This window comes from Desulfatiglans sp., from assembly GCA_012513605.1.
Classification (GTDB): Bacteria; Desulfobacterota; DSM-4660; order Desulfatiglandales; family HGW-15; genus JAAZBV01.
Genome location: JAAZBV010000154.1, coordinates 63,117 through 80,524 on the forward strand (window position 1 = coordinate 63,117; position 17,408 = coordinate 80,524).

18 protein-coding genes are annotated in these 17,408 nt (G+C 44.7%); 5 read left to right on the plus strand and 13 right to left on the minus strand.

The features are described from left to right. Nucleotides 1-5: 5 nt before the first annotated feature. From priA to GX654_20875, 5 genes are all read right to left on the minus strand, one after another. Nucleotides 6-2,468 (minus strand): primosomal protein N', encoded by a 2,463-nt coding sequence (gene priA, locus GX654_20855; GenBank protein NLD39313.1) that lies wholly within the window; start codon nt 2,466-2,468, stop codon nt 6-8. A 9-nt stretch (nt 2,469-2,477) separates the two neighbouring features. After that, nucleotides 2,478-3,275 (minus strand): hypothetical protein, encoded by a 798-nt coding sequence (locus GX654_20860; GenBank protein ID NLD39314.1) that lies wholly within the window; start codon nt 3,273-3,275, stop codon nt 2,478-2,480. 63 nt (nt 3,276-3,338) lie between these two features. Continuing rightward, complete coding sequence (gene mtgA / locus GX654_20865) at nt 3,339-4,037, minus strand: monofunctional biosynthetic peptidoglycan transglycosylase (protein ID NLD39315.1); 699 nt, start codon at nt 4,035-4,037, stop codon at nt 3,339-3,341. A 6-nt stretch (nt 4,038-4,043) separates the two neighbouring features. Beyond that, the gene (gene mazG, locus GX654_20870) at nt 4,044-4,862 is read right to left on the minus strand and encodes a nucleoside triphosphate pyrophosphohydrolase (GenBank protein NLD39316.1); all 819 of its coding nucleotides are present in this window, start codon (nt 4,860-4,862) and stop codon (nt 4,044-4,046) included. Beyond that, on the minus strand, nt 4,843-5,403 hold the full coding sequence (locus tag GX654_20875) for a CvpA family protein (GenBank protein NLD39317.1): 561 nt from the start codon (nt 5,401-5,403) through the stop codon (nt 4,843-4,845). Before GX654_20875 ends, mazG begins: the two co-directional genes overlap by 20 nt. Nucleotides 5,404-5,584: 181 nt before the next feature. Here GX654_20875 and GX654_20880 point away from each other — a divergent pair, with 181 nt between their 5' ends. From GX654_20880 to GX654_20900, 5 genes are all read left to right on the plus strand, one after another. Next, a complete protein-coding gene (locus GX654_20880) occupies nt 5,585-6,817 on the plus strand; it encodes an HD domain-containing protein (GenBank protein NLD39318.1) in 1,233 nt (410 codons plus the stop codon). A 135-nt stretch (nt 6,818-6,952) separates the two neighbouring features. Then, nucleotides 6,953-8,365 (plus strand): diguanylate cyclase, encoded by a 1,413-nt coding sequence (locus GX654_20885; GenBank protein ID NLD39319.1) that lies wholly within the window; start codon nt 6,953-6,955, stop codon nt 8,363-8,365. A 66-nt stretch (nt 8,366-8,431) separates the two neighbouring features. Continuing rightward, a complete protein-coding gene (locus GX654_20890; GenBank protein NLD39320.1) occupies nt 8,432-9,940 on the plus strand; it encodes a glucose-6-phosphate isomerase in 1,509 nt (502 codons plus the stop codon). Continuing rightward, nucleotides 9,937-10,545: an XTP/dITP diphosphatase gene (locus GX654_20895; GenBank protein ID NLD39321.1), complete on the plus strand. Its 609-nt coding sequence runs from the start codon at nt 9,937-9,939 to the stop codon at nt 10,543-10,545. Before GX654_20890 ends, GX654_20895 begins: the two co-directional genes overlap by 4 nt. Before the next feature lie 400 nt (nt 10,546-10,945). Further along, nucleotides 10,946-11,140 carry a hypothetical protein gene (locus GX654_20900; GenBank protein NLD39322.1) on the plus strand — a complete coding sequence of 65 codons (195 nt, stop codon included), beginning with the start codon at nt 10,946-10,948 and terminating at the stop codon, nt 11,138-11,140. A gap of 122 nt (nt 11,141-11,262) precedes the next feature. On the opposite strand, the gene GX654_20905 is transcribed toward GX654_20900, so the two are convergent. The 8 genes from GX654_20905 to GX654_20940 form a co-directional block, all read right to left on the minus strand. After that, on the minus strand, nt 11,263-11,700 hold the full coding sequence (locus GX654_20905; protein NLD39323.1) for a hypothetical protein: 438 nt from the start codon (nt 11,698-11,700) through the stop codon (nt 11,263-11,265). A 31-nt stretch (nt 11,701-11,731) separates the two neighbouring features. Continuing rightward, nucleotides 11,732-12,688, minus strand: coding sequence for a hypothetical protein (locus tag GX654_20910; GenBank protein NLD39324.1), 957 nt, complete (start codon nt 12,686-12,688; stop codon nt 11,732-11,734). A 74-nt stretch (nt 12,689-12,762) separates the two neighbouring features. Next, a complete protein-coding gene (locus tag GX654_20915) occupies nt 12,763-13,635 on the minus strand; it encodes a formate dehydrogenase accessory sulfurtransferase FdhD (protein NLD39325.1) in 873 nt (290 codons plus the stop codon). Further along, nucleotides 13,628-14,077, minus strand: coding sequence for an MOSC domain-containing protein (locus GX654_20920; GenBank protein NLD39326.1), 450 nt, complete (start codon nt 14,075-14,077; stop codon nt 13,628-13,630). Before GX654_20920 ends, GX654_20915 begins: the two co-directional genes overlap by 8 nt. A 60-nt stretch (nt 14,078-14,137) precedes the next feature. Further along, the gene (locus tag GX654_20925; protein NLD39327.1) at nt 14,138-15,301 is read right to left on the minus strand and encodes a cysteine desulfurase; all 1,164 of its coding nucleotides are present in this window, start codon (nt 15,299-15,301) and stop codon (nt 14,138-14,140) included. A gap of 21 nt (nt 15,302-15,322) precedes the next feature. After that, nucleotides 15,323-15,835 carry a Fe-S cluster assembly scaffold protein NifU gene (gene nifU / locus GX654_20930; GenBank protein NLD39328.1) on the minus strand — a complete coding sequence of 171 codons (513 nt, stop codon included), beginning with the start codon at nt 15,833-15,835 and terminating at the stop codon, nt 15,323-15,325. Nucleotides 15,836-15,993: 158 nt separating this feature from the next. Then, nucleotides 15,994-16,725 (minus strand): hypothetical protein, encoded by a 732-nt coding sequence (locus GX654_20935; protein NLD39329.1) that lies wholly within the window; start codon nt 16,723-16,725, stop codon nt 15,994-15,996. Then, nucleotides 16,703-17,377 (minus strand): tetratricopeptide repeat protein, encoded by a 675-nt coding sequence (locus GX654_20940; GenBank protein ID NLD39330.1) that lies wholly within the window; start codon nt 17,375-17,377, stop codon nt 16,703-16,705. The genes GX654_20935 and GX654_20940 overlap by 23 nt, the downstream gene beginning before the upstream one ends. Nucleotides 17,378-17,408: the final 31 nt, after the last annotated feature.

The window sequence follows — 17,408 nt, forward strand, 5'->3', positions numbered from 1 at the left end:
AAAAATTAAAGCATCTGGTAGGGGTCTATATCAATCATCATGCTTACACCGCTCCCTTTAAGCATGGGGGTTGATGCATCCCTTACCCGCTCAAGAAAGTAGTGGAGCACATTACTGTTTTTGCTTTTTAAAAGTATCTGCCACCTGTACTTACCCCTGAGCTTGGAGAGAGGCGCCTCCGCAGGGCCTAAGACCTGAATGGTTTTCCCCTCCCTTGGCCAGTTAGCAAGGATATGTTTCATCTCATGAGCGATCTTTTCCGCACCGGCCTTTGTGTCATTATTTACATTACCTGAAAACCTGATACATGCAAGATAACCGAATGGCGGATATTTCAGCATCTCCCTCATCTGTTTTTCACGGGTGTAAAAGGTTGCGTAGTCATGATTCTTTGCTGCCTCTATCGCATAATGACCGGGGTTAAAGGTCTGTATAATAACCTGACCCCTGTCAACACCACGGCCAGCGCGTCCAGCAACCTGAGAGATTATCTGGAAGGTGCGCTCCCCTGCCCTGAAGTCAGGAAAGCCCAGGGAGAGATCAGCAGAGACCACACCAACCAGCGTGACATTCGGAAAATCATACCCCTTTGTCACCATCTGGGTGCCCACGAGTATATCCAGTTCATTATTGCTGAAGCTCTTAAGAATCTTATCTATCTGCCCCTTTTTCCGGGTGGTGTCACGGTCAAACCTTGCTATCCTGGCATATGGGATGCCATCTGCAAGTTCATGTTCAAGCTTTTCCGTGCCAAACCCATAGGGGATCATCCCCTCATGCCTGCATAAAGGGCATCTGTTATCAGGCGCTATCCTGTATTCACAGTAGTGGCAGACGAGCTCCCTTGCATGCAGGTGGTAAGTGAGTGTGAGGTCACAGTTGGGGCACTTAACTGATTCACCGCATGCGGGGCAGAGGTATATCTTGCTGAACCCCCTCCTATTTAAAAAGAGGATGGCCTGCTTTCCCCTCTCATAATTCTCTTTAAGGGCATTTTTTAATACCTTGCTTAATAGTGTCTTTTTATCCGCATGCCCTGTCTCAAGCACGGTCTTCATATCCACTATTCGTATATCGGGCAAAGGCCGCTGTTCCACCCTCTCAGGCATTTGAAGGAGGTGATACTGCCCTTTTTCCGTGTTGTGATATGACTGTACAGATGGCGTGCCTGCACCCAGCACTACAACCGCATTCTCCATCTTTCCCCTTGCAACAGCCGCATCCCTTGCCTGGTACCTTGGCGACTCCTCCTGCTTGTATGATGAGTCATACTCCTCATCAACGATAATAAGGCCAAGCCTGTTAAGCGGGGCAAAGAGGGCAGACCTTGCACCTATAACAAGGTCTATTTTACCCTTTGCCATCATGATCCACTGTTCATACCTCTCACCATCAGAGAGCCCGCTGTGAAAAATAGCGACCCTGTTGCCAAGCCTTGAACGGAACAGCCCCTCGGTAAATATGGTAAGCGCTATCTCCGGCACAAGCAGGATCGCCTGCCTGTTTAATGATATGGCATGAGAGATGGCATTATAATAGACCTCTGTCTTACCGCTCCCTGTTACCCCATATAAAAGAAATGTGGAAAACTTCCCTTTATCCATAACTCTTTTCATGGCGGAAAGACAGTTCCCCTGCTGCTCCGACAGGAGTGGCTGAGGGCTCCGGATTATCTCCTCAACCGAATGGTTTATCCTTGCTACCTCTTTCTGATATTTTTCAAGCACACCCCTTTTTACCCACTTGTCCACAAGGTAACCACCATTGGAAAACTTTTCACAAAGTATCCTTAAAGGCAGGCCATCCTCTGCTGTAATACACTCAAGAAAGGCGACCTCATTATCCGCCTTTAAGCTGATACCCCTTGCATTCAGGATATCCCTGATATTTTTATCATCCCTGCACCTCACATATGTCCACTTAAGCGGGCCTGTCCTCTCCTTTTGCTGATGTAGTTCAATGGTGATCAGCCCACGGTTTTCAAGCTGGTAAAACCTGTAAAGGGGAGAGGGAAGGCGCTTCCCCGGGTTCTCCCTGACCCAGACAAGCAGATTCCTCTGATCCGGGGTAATGTCATATGAATCAATCGCCTCAATACCCTTTTCTGTAATGACCCCTGACTTGAACTGGTGCGCATTAAGACCACCGGGCAGCGCTGATTGTATAACCATGCCTAAAGGGTGCATGTAATATTCTGATATCCACCTGAAAAATGGGATAAGATTGGGGCCAAACAGAGGTGCGCGATCAAGGATATCCTTTATATCTTTCAGCTCATAATCGGTTGGGGTATTTCCCCTGAATGTTTCAACGATATAACCTGTGACCTCCCTGTTCCGCACAGGCACAAGCACCCTTTTACCGATAGCGATATCTGGTAAAAAACCATCAGGCACCGAATAGGTAAAGATACCTTCAAGGGGGGCGCATATTGCCACCCCTACAGTATGCTTCTTTGCTTCTGCCATAACAGGCTCTTACCGGTACTGCTCTTTATAGGTCTTAAGGACATCCTGAAGGTGTTCTGTGTCTGTCTCAGAGTTATTTGGAGAGGGCGCAGGAGTAATCTTCTCAGGTTCAGCCTTTTGAGGGAGCTGATATTCAGGGTTCTTGTTCATGGGCAGGGTATTCACCGGGATATTAGCCTCAATACTCTGTACCGTGTATTTTTCTGTGAGTGAGTCACCCTTTTTGTATATTATTTCAAAGGGGTGCCATCCGTATCCTGTTTTCTGGTAATCCCTGAATGTTACAGTCACAAGTGCATCCTCACCCGGTATGAGGTATGATATCAGTAGCGGCAGGAACCTCTCTTTTTCGACAATAAGCCTGGGGCTGTCAGTTTCCATGCCTCCGATCATGAACGAAATCACCCCGTTAAGCCTGGTATAAGTGGTCTGTGATATATCCACCCCGATGGAAAGCAGCAGCCTCTCTATCCTTTCACGGCTGTTCGTGACAAAGAGCTGGCTATATAAAAGATCGGGTAAAACATGATCCCTGTTACCCATACGGTCAAGGGCCTTTACAGAAAACCTGTCCGGAGACTCAAGCCATATCTGTTCCGTGAACACCCTTTCATTTGTGCCTGATGTCTGAAGGGTGGAACGTATTATTGAAACGGTACGAACCTGCTTGAAATTATTGCACATGAAATCAAGCAGCTGGTCTGACGGCATCACATAACCTGCTACAAAGGCGCCCTTTAATAAAATGAGCGGCACGGCCAGATAGATATAAAACTTTATCCTTTTGAGAAAAGACTTATGTGTCATTTGTATTATGCAACTCCCATTCTTGTTTTTTTTAAAAAAATATCAGCATTAAACCCATGCCTGTTACAGATGCATCTTGTTCATACTTTTAAGTATACTCCTCTGACGGGCCAGCACATAACTGCTTGGCCTTACAGGCGACCATCTATGGGGATTTGGCAATATGGCCGCCATAAGTGCTGCCTCTTCAGCAGTAAGTTCGGATGCACTCTTATGAAAATATTTCCTTGAGGCCGCCTCAGCGCCTATAACCCCGGTACCCCAGTCCACGGAATTCAGGTACAGCTCCATGATCCTCACCTTTGGCATTACTGCCTCTATCAGCACAGTATAGTATGCCTCAAGTAGCTTTCTAACGATATTCATGCCCTTCCATAAAAAAACAGAGCGGGCCATCTGCATTGTTATAGTGGATGCCCCCCTCACCCTTTTCCTCTTTACAATATCCTTTACAGTCTTGTTCAATTCCTGGTAATCAAAACCGCTGTGGGAGATAAACCTCTGATCCTCTCCTGCCATCACTGCCCTGACCAGGTTTGGAGATATATCCTTCATTGATCTCCATTCGCCCTTTGGTATAACTAAATCTCTGGATGAAAAAATATTATGTATCCGGATCGTTATAACCGGTATAGTAACAGGAGGATTTATAAACCTTATTGCATATACCTCAAGGAGCGATAACATAATGAGCAGGAACAATAACTGTGTAAAAAGCCTTACGATCCGGAAGAGCAATCCCTTTTTTCCTGTCTTTACCATTGCGGATCAATCACTCTCTGTCTTTTTCTTTATCTTATCCCAGGCACTGTTCATATCTTCAAAGGATGCCTCGCCAAGCTTTATGCCGGAAGAATTAAGTTCATGATCCATCCTTTTAAACCGGTCAACAAACTTGCTGTTTGCATCCCTTAACAGCTCTTCACTGTTGAAATCCCAGTGCCGTGCAAGATTAACAAGGCTGAAAAAGAGATCACCTGTCTCTTCCCTGACGCGGCTCCTCTCCCCATCTTTTATTGCATCTGAAAGTTCTTTAAACTCCTCTTTGACCTTCTCCCACACATCCTCTTTTGTTTTCCAGTCAAACCCGCTCTTTGAGGCCTTTTTACTCAGCCTGTGTGCCCTTAAAAGTGCAGGAAGACAGAGGGGCACCTCCTCAACTATGGAGGATGCTGTTTTATTTATATTTCCCTTTTCCTGCATCTTTAGTTTCTGCCAGTTCTGCTTAACCTCTTCGCTATTCTCTACAACCATGTCACCAAACACATGGGGGTGCCGGAATTTCATCTTTTTAACAATGTTTTTGATGATATCAGTCATGCTGAACAGGGCCTTTTCATGGCTCAGCTGGGCCAGAAACACGATCATAAAGAGGAGGTCGCCAAGCTCGATGCACATCTCTTTGTAATCCTCTTTCTCGATTGCATCAAGGGCCTCATAACACTCCTCAAGCAGATACATCTTCACGCTTGCGTAAGTCTGTTCCCTGTCCCAGGGGCAGCCCTCAGGGCTCCTCAGTTTTTCGGTAAGCTCAACCAGCTCAATAATCGATGCAGCCAGCTCTTCTCTACTTTTCAGGTCGGTCATTTTTGTCTTTTTCTTTTATGATGCTGTTTAGTCGGTCAGCCTGCCCCACTATCTTCTTTTTCCATTTATCATAATGATCCGGTGATACAAGGCCCGTGATAGACTGGTATGACCTGATAATCCATGGCGCAAGGAAGGATTCGGATATCATGGGGCCGTTTTTAGGTGTATAAAAGGTAAGTATAATTATAAACACATAGGCAAGGAATATGGTCTTTATCACAGCAAAAAGCCCGCCCGTGAGCCTGTCAAACCATCCGAGCGATGCCTTTTTGAAAATTAGCCTTATACCCCATCCCGCCAGATTGCAGAGAATTACAAACAGTACGAATATCAGGGCAATACTTATGAGCGGGATAAACCTGTTATCAGGCAGATAATCCCTTAAGACCATTGATAGTTCCTGCTGATACACCATGCCGAGCCATATGCCCAGGATGATACCGGCAAGGGATGCCACCTCCCTGATTAACCCTCTTACAATGCCCTTGACGGTAAAGTATAAAAGGGGAACAAGTATGATATAGTCCAGAATATTCATAGGAAATCTTTACCAGAGGAGGATCGAACAGGTCAAGGTTAATATATTGTTTTAATCCAAATTATAATGTGATAATAGTTTCGGGTTTTTCAGGGGCATCTTCAAGAAAAAGGGGAAAATATTCCGCGACTTTTAACCGGGCCGGGCAGATATCACCCGGTATTTATATGGCCTGCATAATATGGATTTACAACAAAAATTAGAGCTTTTAAACCGCATAAGCCTTGACCTTAACCAGGTAAAGGACCTCGATATTCTACTTGAGCGGATACTTGCAAATGTAAGGCTCTTTCTTGATGCAGATGCAGGTTCCATTTACCTGAAGGAGGGTGACAGGCTCAGGTTCAGCCATTCACAGAACAATACCCTACAGAAACAGCTCCCCCCTGGCGATAAGCTTATTTACAACACATACACCATACCTGTGGATACAGGATCGATTGCAGGTTATGTCGCAAAAAACAGGAAAACCATTTCAATCCCCGACGTTTACAACCTGCCCAAGTCAGCGCCATATTACTTTGATTCGGAGTTTGACAGGCTTTCCGGGTACAGGAGCAGGTCCATACTGACCGTGCCCATCACCAACCAGAGAAACGATACCCTTGGTGTTATGCAGCTGATCAATTGCATGGATTCTGGCGGGAATATAATACCATTCCCAGACTCAGACCAGCCGCTTGTGATTCATTTTGCATCAAACGCAGGGCTTGCAATAGAGAGGGCACAGGCCACAAGGAATACCCTGCTCAGGATGATAAGCATGGCAGAACTGAGGGACCCGAAAGAGACAGGGGCGCATGTCAACCGTGTTGGCGCATATTCGGTTGAAATATATGAGGCATGGGCAAGGGCAGCGGGTGTATCAGAGGAGGAGATAGAGCATAACCGGGATCTGTTAAGGATGGCCGCCATGCTCCATGATGTGGGAAAGGTTGCCATAAGCGATATAATTCTTAAAAAACCTGCAAGGCTAACCATTGATGAATTTGAAATAATTAAGTCCCATACATGGCTCGGCGCAGGGCTTTTTAAGGACGGGCAGTCGGACTTTGACTCAGTCGCTATGGAGGTGGCCCTGAACCACCATGAAAAATGGGACGGCACAGGGTATCCTGGCTTAAGTGATGAAATAAATGAGATACATAATAAACTATTTCCCAATGAGGATATAAGGCACACTGCAAAAAAGGGAAAGGATATCCCACTCTTCGGCAGAATTGTCGCAATTGCCGACGTTTATGACGCACTCTGCTCGCAAAGGGTGTATAAAAAACCATGGGATGAGTATGAAATAATTAACGAAATCAAAAAATGCTCTGGCAGGCACTTTGACCCGGATATAGTGGCTGCCTTCTTCAGATGCTACGACATATTGAAAAATATCTCCCAAAAATACCCTGATCATCAGTAAATCGATAGGGTCAAAAGATTACCCATCAATTAATTTTTTTGCAGCATAAAATATATTCACCTTAAGGGCATATAATTTGCATATAATTATACATTATTTTTATAAAATATGGACATTATGTGCGAAAAGATTTTATTGATAAGTAACACAGGCAAGGATGAGGAGGCGCTTAAAGAGCTCCTCAGCACAGATCAATATAAGATTACCAGCGCCCCCCTTAACATGGGGATAGAAAAGGCATTAAGTGAAGATGGCCCTGCCCTGATCATTGTGGATTATGACCTGATAGGGGAAAAGGCCCATATTTTCTACAGGTTCCAGCAAAAAAAATCCAGGGCATGCATCATTTTTTATGGGCAGGATATTGCATCAGAGGAGCTTAACATGATGCTGCAACAGGGTATCTATGCCTATATCCCGAAGAGGTTTTTTGCTGATCGCCTGAAGGAAACAATTATCGGGGGGCTTGAAAACAGGCGCGCCTTCATAGAGATACTTGGGATGATGGGCAGCCTTAAGGAACTAAATATAAGGCTTGAAGAGGAAACAGCATCACTCAAGAAGAGAAACCGGGAGTTGAGCTTTATAAATATCTTAAGCAGTGAGATATCCTATGAGGCGGGCTGGGCAAATATCTTACAGAGAATGATAGATGCAGGGCTCCCGCGGGCAGTGGAATACACCCTCTTTGGCCTTTTATACAGGATGGGTTCACACTGGAAACTTGCCATGCATGCGGGCACAGGAATCAGTCCTGAGAATAGCAGGCTTATTTCTGATATCATTCACAGAGTAAATTCCGACTACAGTCAGGAGATACCTGAAACCGGCATGGACTTGGACTATATCCCCATTAATAGACCTGGGGTTACCTCATGTGAACAGATTGATATCACCCCTCTTCGTCTTTCAGACGAAACCCTTGGTTTTATGATGTTTAGCGGGGGACAAGCAGCAAACAAAAGTGAAGAGCCTGTCATGAAACAAACGCTAAGAAATATGCTCTCCCTTTCGCTCAAAAATGCTCAGGAGTATTACAATTTGAAAGAGGCATCTGTAACAGACAGCCTTACAGGAGTCTATAACCGCAAAGGTCTATTTGATTTTCTTGAAAAGGAGCTCCCAAGGGCAGACCGGTATAAAAAGCCAGTCTCTCTGATTCTCACAGATATGGACGATTTTAAAGGCATAAATGATACGATGGGCCATCAGGCAGGCGATTATGTCCTAAAAGAATATGCCTCCATACTTAAAAAATCATTTCGTCTGCCAGATATAGTAACCCGCTTCGGGGGTGATGAATTTGCTATCCTTCTACCTGAAACAGGGCTCAAAGAGGCCCATGCCATCATGCAGAGGGTGATAGAGGCACTGGATAAGCATACCTTTGAATGGGGCTTAACGAGATTCAAAATAAATATCAGTTATGGGATATCTAACAACGATGAGTTGATAAACCACAATGATCAGGATGCACTCATCGGGCTATCTGATGCAAGACTCTATGAACATAAAACGGTCAGGTTCAAAAAGGTTTCACCATATTAAAAGCTTGCATATTCTTTTATACTCATGCACCATATCTCTTTCTTTGAAAGGGAGGCGCTTTATCTCATGACCAGTATAAATATTTCAGAATACAATGAAAATAATACCATAAAAAAACAGATTGACCGGGGTAAAGGTCTCTCCATTGACTCTGATAAATTCAGGGAGGGTAACCGGATATCCATTGATATCACTAATATCTTTAATGCGCCTGGTGATAATGACATAAAAAAGGATGATATTGAGTCCATTATCTCAGATGTGGCAACAGCCCACAGGATGCTCCTGGCTAACAAGGGAGACATCATGGATAACAATATCCCCATGACAGGCTGGGTTGATCTCCCGGTAAATATCTCAGCAGATCATATAGAAAGGATCAAGGCCCTCGTAAAAAAAATATCCCCAAAGATAGATGCCTTTGTATCGCTGGGGATCGGGGGCTCATACCTCGGTGTTGAGGCCACCATCAAGGCACTCACCCACAACCATTTCAATCAGCTAACTAGAGAAGCAAGGGGAAACGCACCTGAGATCTATTTTTTAGGCCAGAACATGGACCCAGACTATTTCAGGGACACCCTTGATATGCTTGATGGAAAACGCATTGCAGTAAACGTGATCTCTAAATCAGGGACAACCACTGAAACAGCTATCGCATTCAGGATCATCCGCAGACTCATGGAGAAAAACAAAGGCAAAGAGGCAGACAGCTTCATAATAGCTACAACCGATAAGCTAAAGGGTGCGCTCAAAAACCTAGCAGATAAAAAGGGTTATGAGACCTTTGTTGTGCCTGATGATATAGGCGGCAGGTTTTCTGTTTTGTCTGATGTTGGACTTATTGGGCTGGCAATGGCGAATATAGATATAGAGGAGTTTATAGCCGGGTTTAAATCCATGCGTGAGATTACCCATACTGACGATTTCTGGAAAAACCCGGCGCTTGTGCATGCGGCGGTTCGCCATGCTGCATGGCTTAAGGGTAAAAAGATAGAGGTAATAGCAACCAACTCAAACTCCCTCATGCCTGTTGCAAGGTGGATGGAGCAGCTCTTCCCTGAAAGTGAGGGGCACAGGGGCCACGGCATGTGGCTATCCACATCACTCTACTCTGAAAAGCTCCATGCGAACGGCCAGATGGTGCAGGATGGTGAGAGAAACATCCTTGAGACATTCCTTCTGCTTGAGAGACATGATAATAGCATAGATATCCCGGGGGATGCGGATAATATTGACGGCCTCAATTATTTATCTGACAGGGGCCTTGATATGAATTTCATAAACAGAAAGGTGATAGAGGGGCCTGCATGGGCGCACTATAAAGGCAGTGTTCCAAACATGACCATAAATATACCAGAAAGAAATGCATTTAATATAGGCCAGCTCTATTACCTTATGGAAAAGTCGGTTGCCATAAGCGGGTATCTTTTCGGTCACAACCCCTTTATACAGCCCGGCGTTGAGGCATATAAAAAGGCCATGTTTGCAATGGCTGGTAAACCGGGGTATGAGGATGAGGCCAAAAAGATGGAGAAAGAGATGGCCGGACAGGAGCGAATAATCATTAAATGAAGATGATATCTATAGTAATCGCAACCAGGAACAAAGGGAAGGTGGAGGAGATCAGGGAACTTTTACATGGCTATGATGTTGAAGTTAAAACCCTTGATGATTTTGATCCAATACCAGAGGTTATTGAGAACGGGAAGAGCTTTGAAGAAAATGCCCGCATAAAGGCGATCTTTACCGCAAAGGCGCTAGGGCTCCCTGTAATAGCAGATGATTCAGGGCTTGTTGTGGATGTGTTAAATGGCGCCCCCGGTGTATATTCTGCCCGGTACGCAGGGGATAAGGCAACAGATGCAGAAAACAACCTTAGACTTTTAAAGGAACTTAATGGGGTTAAAAATAGGAATGCCCGTTTTGAAACTGTTGTAGCAATAGCCCTGCCCAATGGTGAAGCCAAAACATATGCCGGTAAAGTAGAGGGAGTAATATTAGATACCCCTGATGGTAACATGGGCTTTGGTTATGACCCGCTCTTTTATTATACCCCCTTCTCAAAGACATTTGCCCAGATGACAAATGAAGAAAAAAACAGAATCAGCCACCGGGGCATGGCCTTTAAGAAACTCACAGGGGAGTTTGACAAAATATTAATTTGGATGGCTTCGTAAAAAAGCTGAATCTGACACAAAGTCGCAAAGGTAACTACTTAAAATAAATTGTTTTTATTGGTGTTCTTTGCGGCTTTGCGTGATAACTTACCTTCTTACAATGTTGTCAATAACCAGTATTGTCTACAATCAATAACGGATCAGAAATACAAGACCCGGTTCAATTTATCCGGAAGGACAGGAGAAGGTGATATTATTCATTAAAAAATTTGACATGCCGAATAATATGTATATTTTAGCCCTATAATTTTAAGGATTTATTACCTGGAAGGAGGCAATAATGCTAAAAGTAACAGAAACCGCAAATGAAAAGATTACAGATTTTCTAAAGGCCCAGAAAGACCCTTCATATATAAGGTTATTTCTGTCTGAGGGCGGGTGATCGGGCCCGTCGATCGGAATGGCTCTGGATGAGCCAGCGGAAAATGATGAGATAATCAAGGACAATGGCGTTACATACCTGGTTGATAAGGCCCTTCTTGAACAGGCAAAACCCATAAATGTGGATTTTGTTGATGGCCCAAGGGGATCAGGTTTTTCCATAACCTCAAACCTGCCAAAAGGCGATTCTTGCAGCAGTTGCACAAGCTGTTAAACTTGTCTCAGTAACAAAAATCCTCAATGCTTCTTAAAAGAAGATTGAGGCTTTTTGTTAAGCTTTTTAATGTACTTTAGGCAGTAACCCTTTTGACTTTTGCTGAAAGCTGAACACTATCTTTAAAATGCCCCCAGCTGGCAGGGTTTAATCTTTATGCCCAGCCTTTCACAGGCAGAAGAGACATGCATTTTAGGTAGATTGAAGGCTTTTGCTATCTCCCATGCAGATGCGCATGCAAGCCTTTTATCCTTATTTAGTCTATCCCTGATTGCCCTTTCAAGCTCCTCAGGGACAGCATCCATAGGCTTAACAGCCTTATTTTCGGGCTCATAACCGAATATACCCATCTGGCACCGGACAATTCGAACTTCAAGCCTGTCAATGGTAAAACCCACCTCGGCAGGAGTAGCCCCACAGGTATCTGCTATTTTAAATGCCGCAGCGCAGGTTATCTTATTATCCTTTGCCTTATCGGCAACGGCCTTTGCAATAACCGGATCAACCTTTTTCCCTTCAGGGTGTTTTTTTGAATAATGTCCTCTGTCATGCTCAGTCATTTTTTTTTAAATCCTTTTCGTCAAATACTACTTACCTTGAAGCAGCAGCCTTTAACGAACCCAGATCAGGCGGCACTAAATCCCATTTCTTCAGCACCAGGCCGTCATTTATAAGTATTATCCTCGGTATCTCACCATCACCAAGGAGCCGCCAGTAGTCATCATCCTTTATCTGGTAGATCTCAAAGGCAGGTTCAAACTCAAAGATAAAATCATCACGCTGCTCCTTATTGTTCATTACAAAGGCAATAACATCAGGCAATTCGCTGTCCTCTGCAATCTTATCGAGGTTTTCCATCTCTTCCTTGCAATGGGGGCAGTCGGTAGCCATAATTATTATGATGTGTTTTCCCTTGGACAGATCCTTTTCCGGGAAATTCAGCACAAATGGTTCAAAACCATCTTTAACAGGCCCGGTAAGGGCGGTAGTTATACGGTCTATGACCGGCCCTGCAATAATGGGCATAGAGAGACCAGTAAAAAAGGCAATAGCAACCAGAAACTCCTTCAAGAAATGGGGCCATTTTTTAAAGGACCTGTTCCATTTCCAGGAGATTATTATGAAACAGAGGATCACTATATCCTCGATCATGGCCTCCTGCGGTGTCCGCTCCACCCACGATCCGAAACAGCCACAGTCATCAGTGGCGCCGGTATACCAAGCCCACCCGGTTGCCGCTATAAATATCAGAAAAAGAATGCCTCCCAGAGGCACTGCTATTTTTGGTTGAAAATTTACTGTAAGGGCTGCCCCAAGAGTGCATTCAAGGGTGATAAGGGCCCAGGCGCCCAGTATGATAAGTAAAGGATTTGATATTATCTCATAATCCCGTATCTGGCGGATAAAAAGGTCCACCCCAAATGCCTTTTGTAGACCTGATATAAGCAGAATCAGCCCTACAATGCATGACAGGATAACCGGTGTCCAGTTTTTTAATCTGTTAATGATGGTCGGCCAATTACTGGTATTAATACCTTCAGTTGACACTCAAATGCTCCCTCTGAATAGGATTTGGTTCTAATTACAGAACCATGACTGCTGCCGCAGAAATTGTGAGGATATTACCATATAATCCTCTCCTGTCCACTGAAAACTATAATATCCTTCCAGTCACTCAGGCATACAAGGGTCATATTAAGGCTATTAGCAAGCTCAACAGCAAGGGCTGTTGGTCTTGAGGCGCTCAGTATAAAGAATATGCCTGCACGGTTTGCCTTCTGGATCATCTCAAAGCTTATCCTGGATGAAAGCACCACCATAAAAGCATCAAGCAATTTTTTGCCCATAAGCGCTTTCCCGATTGCCTTGTCAAGGGCATTGTGGCGGCCAACATCCTCGCCCTTTGAGATGACCTCAAGATTATTATCAAGGACAACAATGGCATGAGAGCCGCGGGTGATATTATACAGTTTCTGGGTCTCTTCGAGCCTCTCGCCCGCCATGCGGATTTCATCCGGGGTGAGCCGCTTATTTATATCGCCCCGCTTTAATATCTGGGATATCTCATCAATAAACCCTTTACCGCATATACCGCAACTGGTCTGGCTTACAAAACCTTTTCTTTGCAGGAGGGGGGCAACCTTTTTGAGCCTCTCAGGGGCAAGGGTTATCTCGACCACATTGGGGTCCATATCTGCGCAGAAACCTATGGAATTGAAATCCGTATGGCCATCAACTATACCCTCTGCAAGACAAAAGCCTGCCGCATGAAAAACTTCATCACCGGGTGTGCGCATGACAACAGAATAGGGATTTTCTTCAATCCTCATAAGGAGCGGTTCTTCGCCTATGAGTTCATGACGGTCTGATACAGGCGCACCATTTTCAAACCTTGTTATTTCAAAGGATCGGCTTACCTCAGTGCCGGATATGCGGTCAGCAAAGATCTTTTCCGGGTACTGATCCATGTTCATTTCAGGTTTTCTCTCAATCATGTTCGATTATCTGGATACTATCACCCTTTTTAACTGTGCCGCCTTCAAGCACCTTGGCAAAGATGCCTTCTCTTGGCATAATGCAGTCACCCGCCTGGTAATATATGGCGCACTTGTTGTGGCACTCTTTTCCGATCTGGGTTACCTCTACCAGTGTTGTCTCACCGAGTTTAAGCCTGGCGCCAACGGGTATACTCTTCCAGTCAACTCCTTCAGTGGCAAAATTTTCAGCAAAGTCACCAAATGTAACATTAAGGCCCCTCTCCTTTGCCTCTTTTATGCTCTCGGATGATAAAAAGCTCACCTGCCTGTGCCATAGCCCTGAATGTCCATCACCATCTATCCCGTAATCCTTTTTTACAACTACAGAATCCTGCGGGGTTTTTCTTGTTCCCTTTTTTTTGCTTGTTGCTATTGAAACTATCTTCATAAACCATCCCATAAAATCTCAAGAGGTTATATTAAATACGGCATCTACTCTGAATTGAATGAATGCCCTGGTCTATTTTTTATACAGAGGCGAGATATCCCTCAAGGAAACCACCGTATCCCTGAGCACTGCTAGAAATCTCTCAACATCCTCTTCCGTGTTTTCAATTCCGAATGTTATCACCATTGTTCCCTGTGCATCGGCGAACTCATGTCCAATTGCCAGCAGCACATGGGATGCCCTTAAGGCCCCGGCTGCACAAGCAGACCTGGTGGATACAGCTATACCCTCATCATCAAGCATGAGCACAACACTTTCACCCTCTATGTATTTAAGCGATATGCTGATATGATTCGGAAGGCTCTTTTCCGGGTGGCCATTAAGGACATACTCATCAAGATAATCGGGCAGCTCTTTTAAGAATTTCTTTTTGAGCCTTTTAAAGTGAGCGATCCTTTTTCCCATATCCCTTTTGGCGATCTCTGCGGCCTTGCCCATGCCGACAATGCCTATCATGTTTTCTGTGCCGGCCCTTTTATTGTTCTCCTGCACTCCTCCGTCAAGCATGGGCCATATGGCAGTCCCTCTCTTGATATATAAGCCGCCTACTCCTGCCGGACCATAAAAGGGGTTCGACCCGAAACTTAAAAGATCAACCCCTAGATCCTGCACATCAACAGGTATAACGCCTACAGAGTCAACAGCATCACTGTGGAAGAGCACATTTCGGGCCTTTGCAATCTCACTGATCTCCTTTATGGGCTGTACGGTGCCAATCTCATTGTTTGAATGCATGATTGATATGAGGATGGTATCATCCTGAATGGCTGCCTCTATCTCGGCAGGGTCAACCATACCATATTTATCAACAGAGACAGATGTTACATTGTAATCAAACAGTTTCAAGCGCTTAAGAGACCTGATCACGGAATTGTGTTCTATATTTGAGGTGATTATATGCTTTCCCTTATCTGCCTTTGCAAAGGCAACACCCTTTATTGCATGATTTACTGATTCTGTCCCGCCGGAAGTGAAAACCATCTCCTTTGATGTGGAGCAGTTAATAAGTGTAGATACAGCATCCCTTGCCGCCTCAAGTGCAGTTGCCGCAGCATCGCCCAGACTGTGCTGGCTGGAAGGGTTACCATAGTTATTCCTTATTACATCAATCATGGCCTCCTGCACCTCAGGCAGGAGAGGGTTTGCGGATAAGTGGTCAAGGTTTATTGTCTTCATACTGTTCTCTCTAAGCAGTGCCTATTTGAGCTGAACAAGCGCATTGTTGCATGCCTTGCAGAATGCCTCACCATCACCCACCTCAGTATCGCAATAGGGGCAATAGCAGGCATCCTTTTCCACATGTTCATGTTGATCCCTCTGTTTCCTTTCGGGCCTGGGCTTTCCTGCCAGCCGGTCTTCATAATCCTTGATTGCAAGCAGCAGGGCATCTGCCCCAAGGTTTGAACAGTGGAGCTTGTTTTTAGGAAGCCCTTCAAGCGCCTCTGCAACATCCTTGTTTGTGATCTTTTTTGCCTCTTCTATTGTCTTGCCTTTTGCCATCTCAGTAAGCATGCTTGAAACAGCTATTGCCGCGCCGCAGCCAAAGGTCTGGAATTTGATATCAGCTATCCTCTCATTCTCTATCTTGAGATATATGGTCATCATATCGCCGCAAAGGGGGTTGCCGACCTCACCGATTGCATCAGCGTTTTCTATTGTCCCGACATTCCTCGGTTTTTTAAAATGATCCATAACCGTCTTTGAATACATGATTTTTGCCTCCTTTTTAACCCGTGCACAGGCCTTGTATTTTTTATCATCTCATGAATGCTAATGATAATGATGTAATACAGATTAAACATCTTTATATCATAGTAAAGTACCGGGAGTAGATAACCTGAAGGGGGTCTGTGTCAAGGATTTTTTTATTAAATACTATTGTTTGGGATATTATTTCTGTTGATCCACCCCTTGTGCAGGGCAGTTGCGACAAGAACCCCGTCTGCTCCTGCTGCGTTAAGCCGGGCCAGATGCACAGGCGATTTTACACCTCCCCCGGAAATAAGTGTGTGATAAGGAAACACCCTTCGCGCCCGGCTTATAAGCCCTGTATCGGGCCCTTCACCCGAACCTACAAGGTCAAGGGTCAGGATGATAAAACTCTTAATGCCCTTTCCTGATAACCTCTTTATTGCCTCTACAGGGTCAACCCCCTTGAGTTCATCTGCCTTTGAAAGTACCACACCTTTTTTGATGTCTATGCTCAGGACAAGACAATCAGGGTTAATTTGCTTTGTAATTTCGGATATTTGATCAATATCAGATATGGTCTCAGTTCCAATTATTATCTTGTCTGCGCCTGCCCTTTTTATAGTTAAAGCCGAGCCTGCATCTGAAACTCCTGCATCAACCATAAGGGATATGCCCTGTGACTTAAGATGGGGAAAGAGCCCCCTGTTACACCCCCTGTTAAGGATAGAGTCAAGGTCAGCAATGTAAACCTGATCACTGCCGGTGACCTTGGTTAAGGCATTTGCTATTTCCAGCGGGTCGCTTCCACAAGCAAGGGTACTTTTCACAGGCATGTAATTATCACGCTCTCCCCTTACTGCATGCACAACCTCGCCATTAAGGAGATCAATTACCGGTATTATCAACACTTACTGCCTCAAGCGCCCCTTGCAGTTCAAGGGTCATTTCATCATCAGGTGCGATCTTTATGAGTTTTTCAAGCTGATTGAATGCCTCTTCCTTTTTACCGGTTGCAAGGTAAAACTTTCCAAGAAAATAGTTAACATCAATATCGTTGGGAGAGAGTTTTGCCGCCTTTAATAATGCCTTTTCTGCCCCGGCAAGGTTACCCATTTTCTCATATGTCAGTGCCATGCCAAAATGGTTATCTGCCCTTTCTGGCTCCACCTTTATGGCCTTTTTAAATACCCTGACAGCATCATCATATCTTTGCATCTCGCCGTAGGCCATCCCCAGGTTAAAGAAAATGCCAGACCCATAATAACCCAGCCTGATCGCCTCTTCATAATATTTCATCTCATTTTCATGATCGTTAAGCTGGCCGTGGCTGTATCCAAGGTGATACATGGCAAGACCGTTTTCAGGGTTTTCCTTGATAAAAAATTCATGAAGGATAATGCTCTTTTCATAATTCTGGTTCTTGAGCGCATCATCGGCCACCTCATCGCAGCTCATCCCGGATTGATGTGAGATATTTCTATTTACAGCGCCACACCCGGTAAAGATCTGCAAAACTAAGATCAGGGGTATAAATGCAGCGAATAACATGATTTTTTTCACAAGTACCTCTCCTGTGACAGGTTGATTAAAC

Coding starts and splice junctions, on each gene's coding strand:
- priA (NLD39313.1), bottom strand. CDS start 2,468: ATGGCAGAAGCAAAGAAGCATACTGTAGGGGTGGCAATATGCGCCCCC.
- GX654_20860 (NLD39314.1), bottom strand. CDS start 3,275: ATGACACATAAGTCTTTTCTCAAAAGGATAAAGTTTTATATCTATCTG.
- mtgA (NLD39315.1), bottom strand. CDS start 4,037: ATGGTAAAGACAGGAAAAAAGGGATTGCTCTTCCGGATCGTAAGGCTT.
- mazG (NLD39316.1), bottom strand. CDS start 4,862: ATGACCGACCTGAAAAGTAGAGAAGAGCTGGCTGCATCGATTATTGAG.
- GX654_20875 (NLD39317.1), bottom strand. CDS start 5,403: ATGAATATTCTGGACTATATCATACTTGTTCCCCTTTTATACTTTACC.
- GX654_20880 (NLD39318.1), top strand. CDS start 5,585: ATGGATTTACAACAAAAATTAGAGCTTTTAAACCGCATAAGCCTTGAC.
- GX654_20890 (NLD39320.1), top strand. CDS start 8,432: ATGACCAGTATAAATATTTCAGAATACAATGAAAATAATACCATAAAA.
- GX654_20895 (NLD39321.1), top strand. CDS start 9,937: ATGAAGATGATATCTATAGTAATCGCAACCAGGAACAAAGGGAAGGTG.
- GX654_20900 (NLD39322.1), top strand. CDS start 10,946: ATGGCTCTGGATGAGCCAGCGGAAAATGATGAGATAATCAAGGACAAT.
- GX654_20905 (NLD39323.1), bottom strand. CDS start 11,700: ATGACTGAGCATGACAGAGGACATTATTCAAAAAAACACCCTGAAGGG.
- GX654_20915 (NLD39325.1), bottom strand. CDS start 13,635: ATGATTGAGAGAAAACCTGAAATGAACATGGATCAGTACCCGGAAAAG.
- GX654_20920 (NLD39326.1), bottom strand. CDS start 14,077: ATGGGATGGTTTATGAAGATAGTTTCAATAGCAACAAGCAAAAAAAAG.
- GX654_20925 (NLD39327.1), bottom strand. CDS start 15,301: ATGAAGACAATAAACCTTGACCACTTATCCGCAAACCCTCTCCTGCCT.
- nifU (NLD39328.1), bottom strand. CDS start 15,835: ATGTATTCAAAGACGGTTATGGATCATTTTAAAAAACCGAGGAATGTC.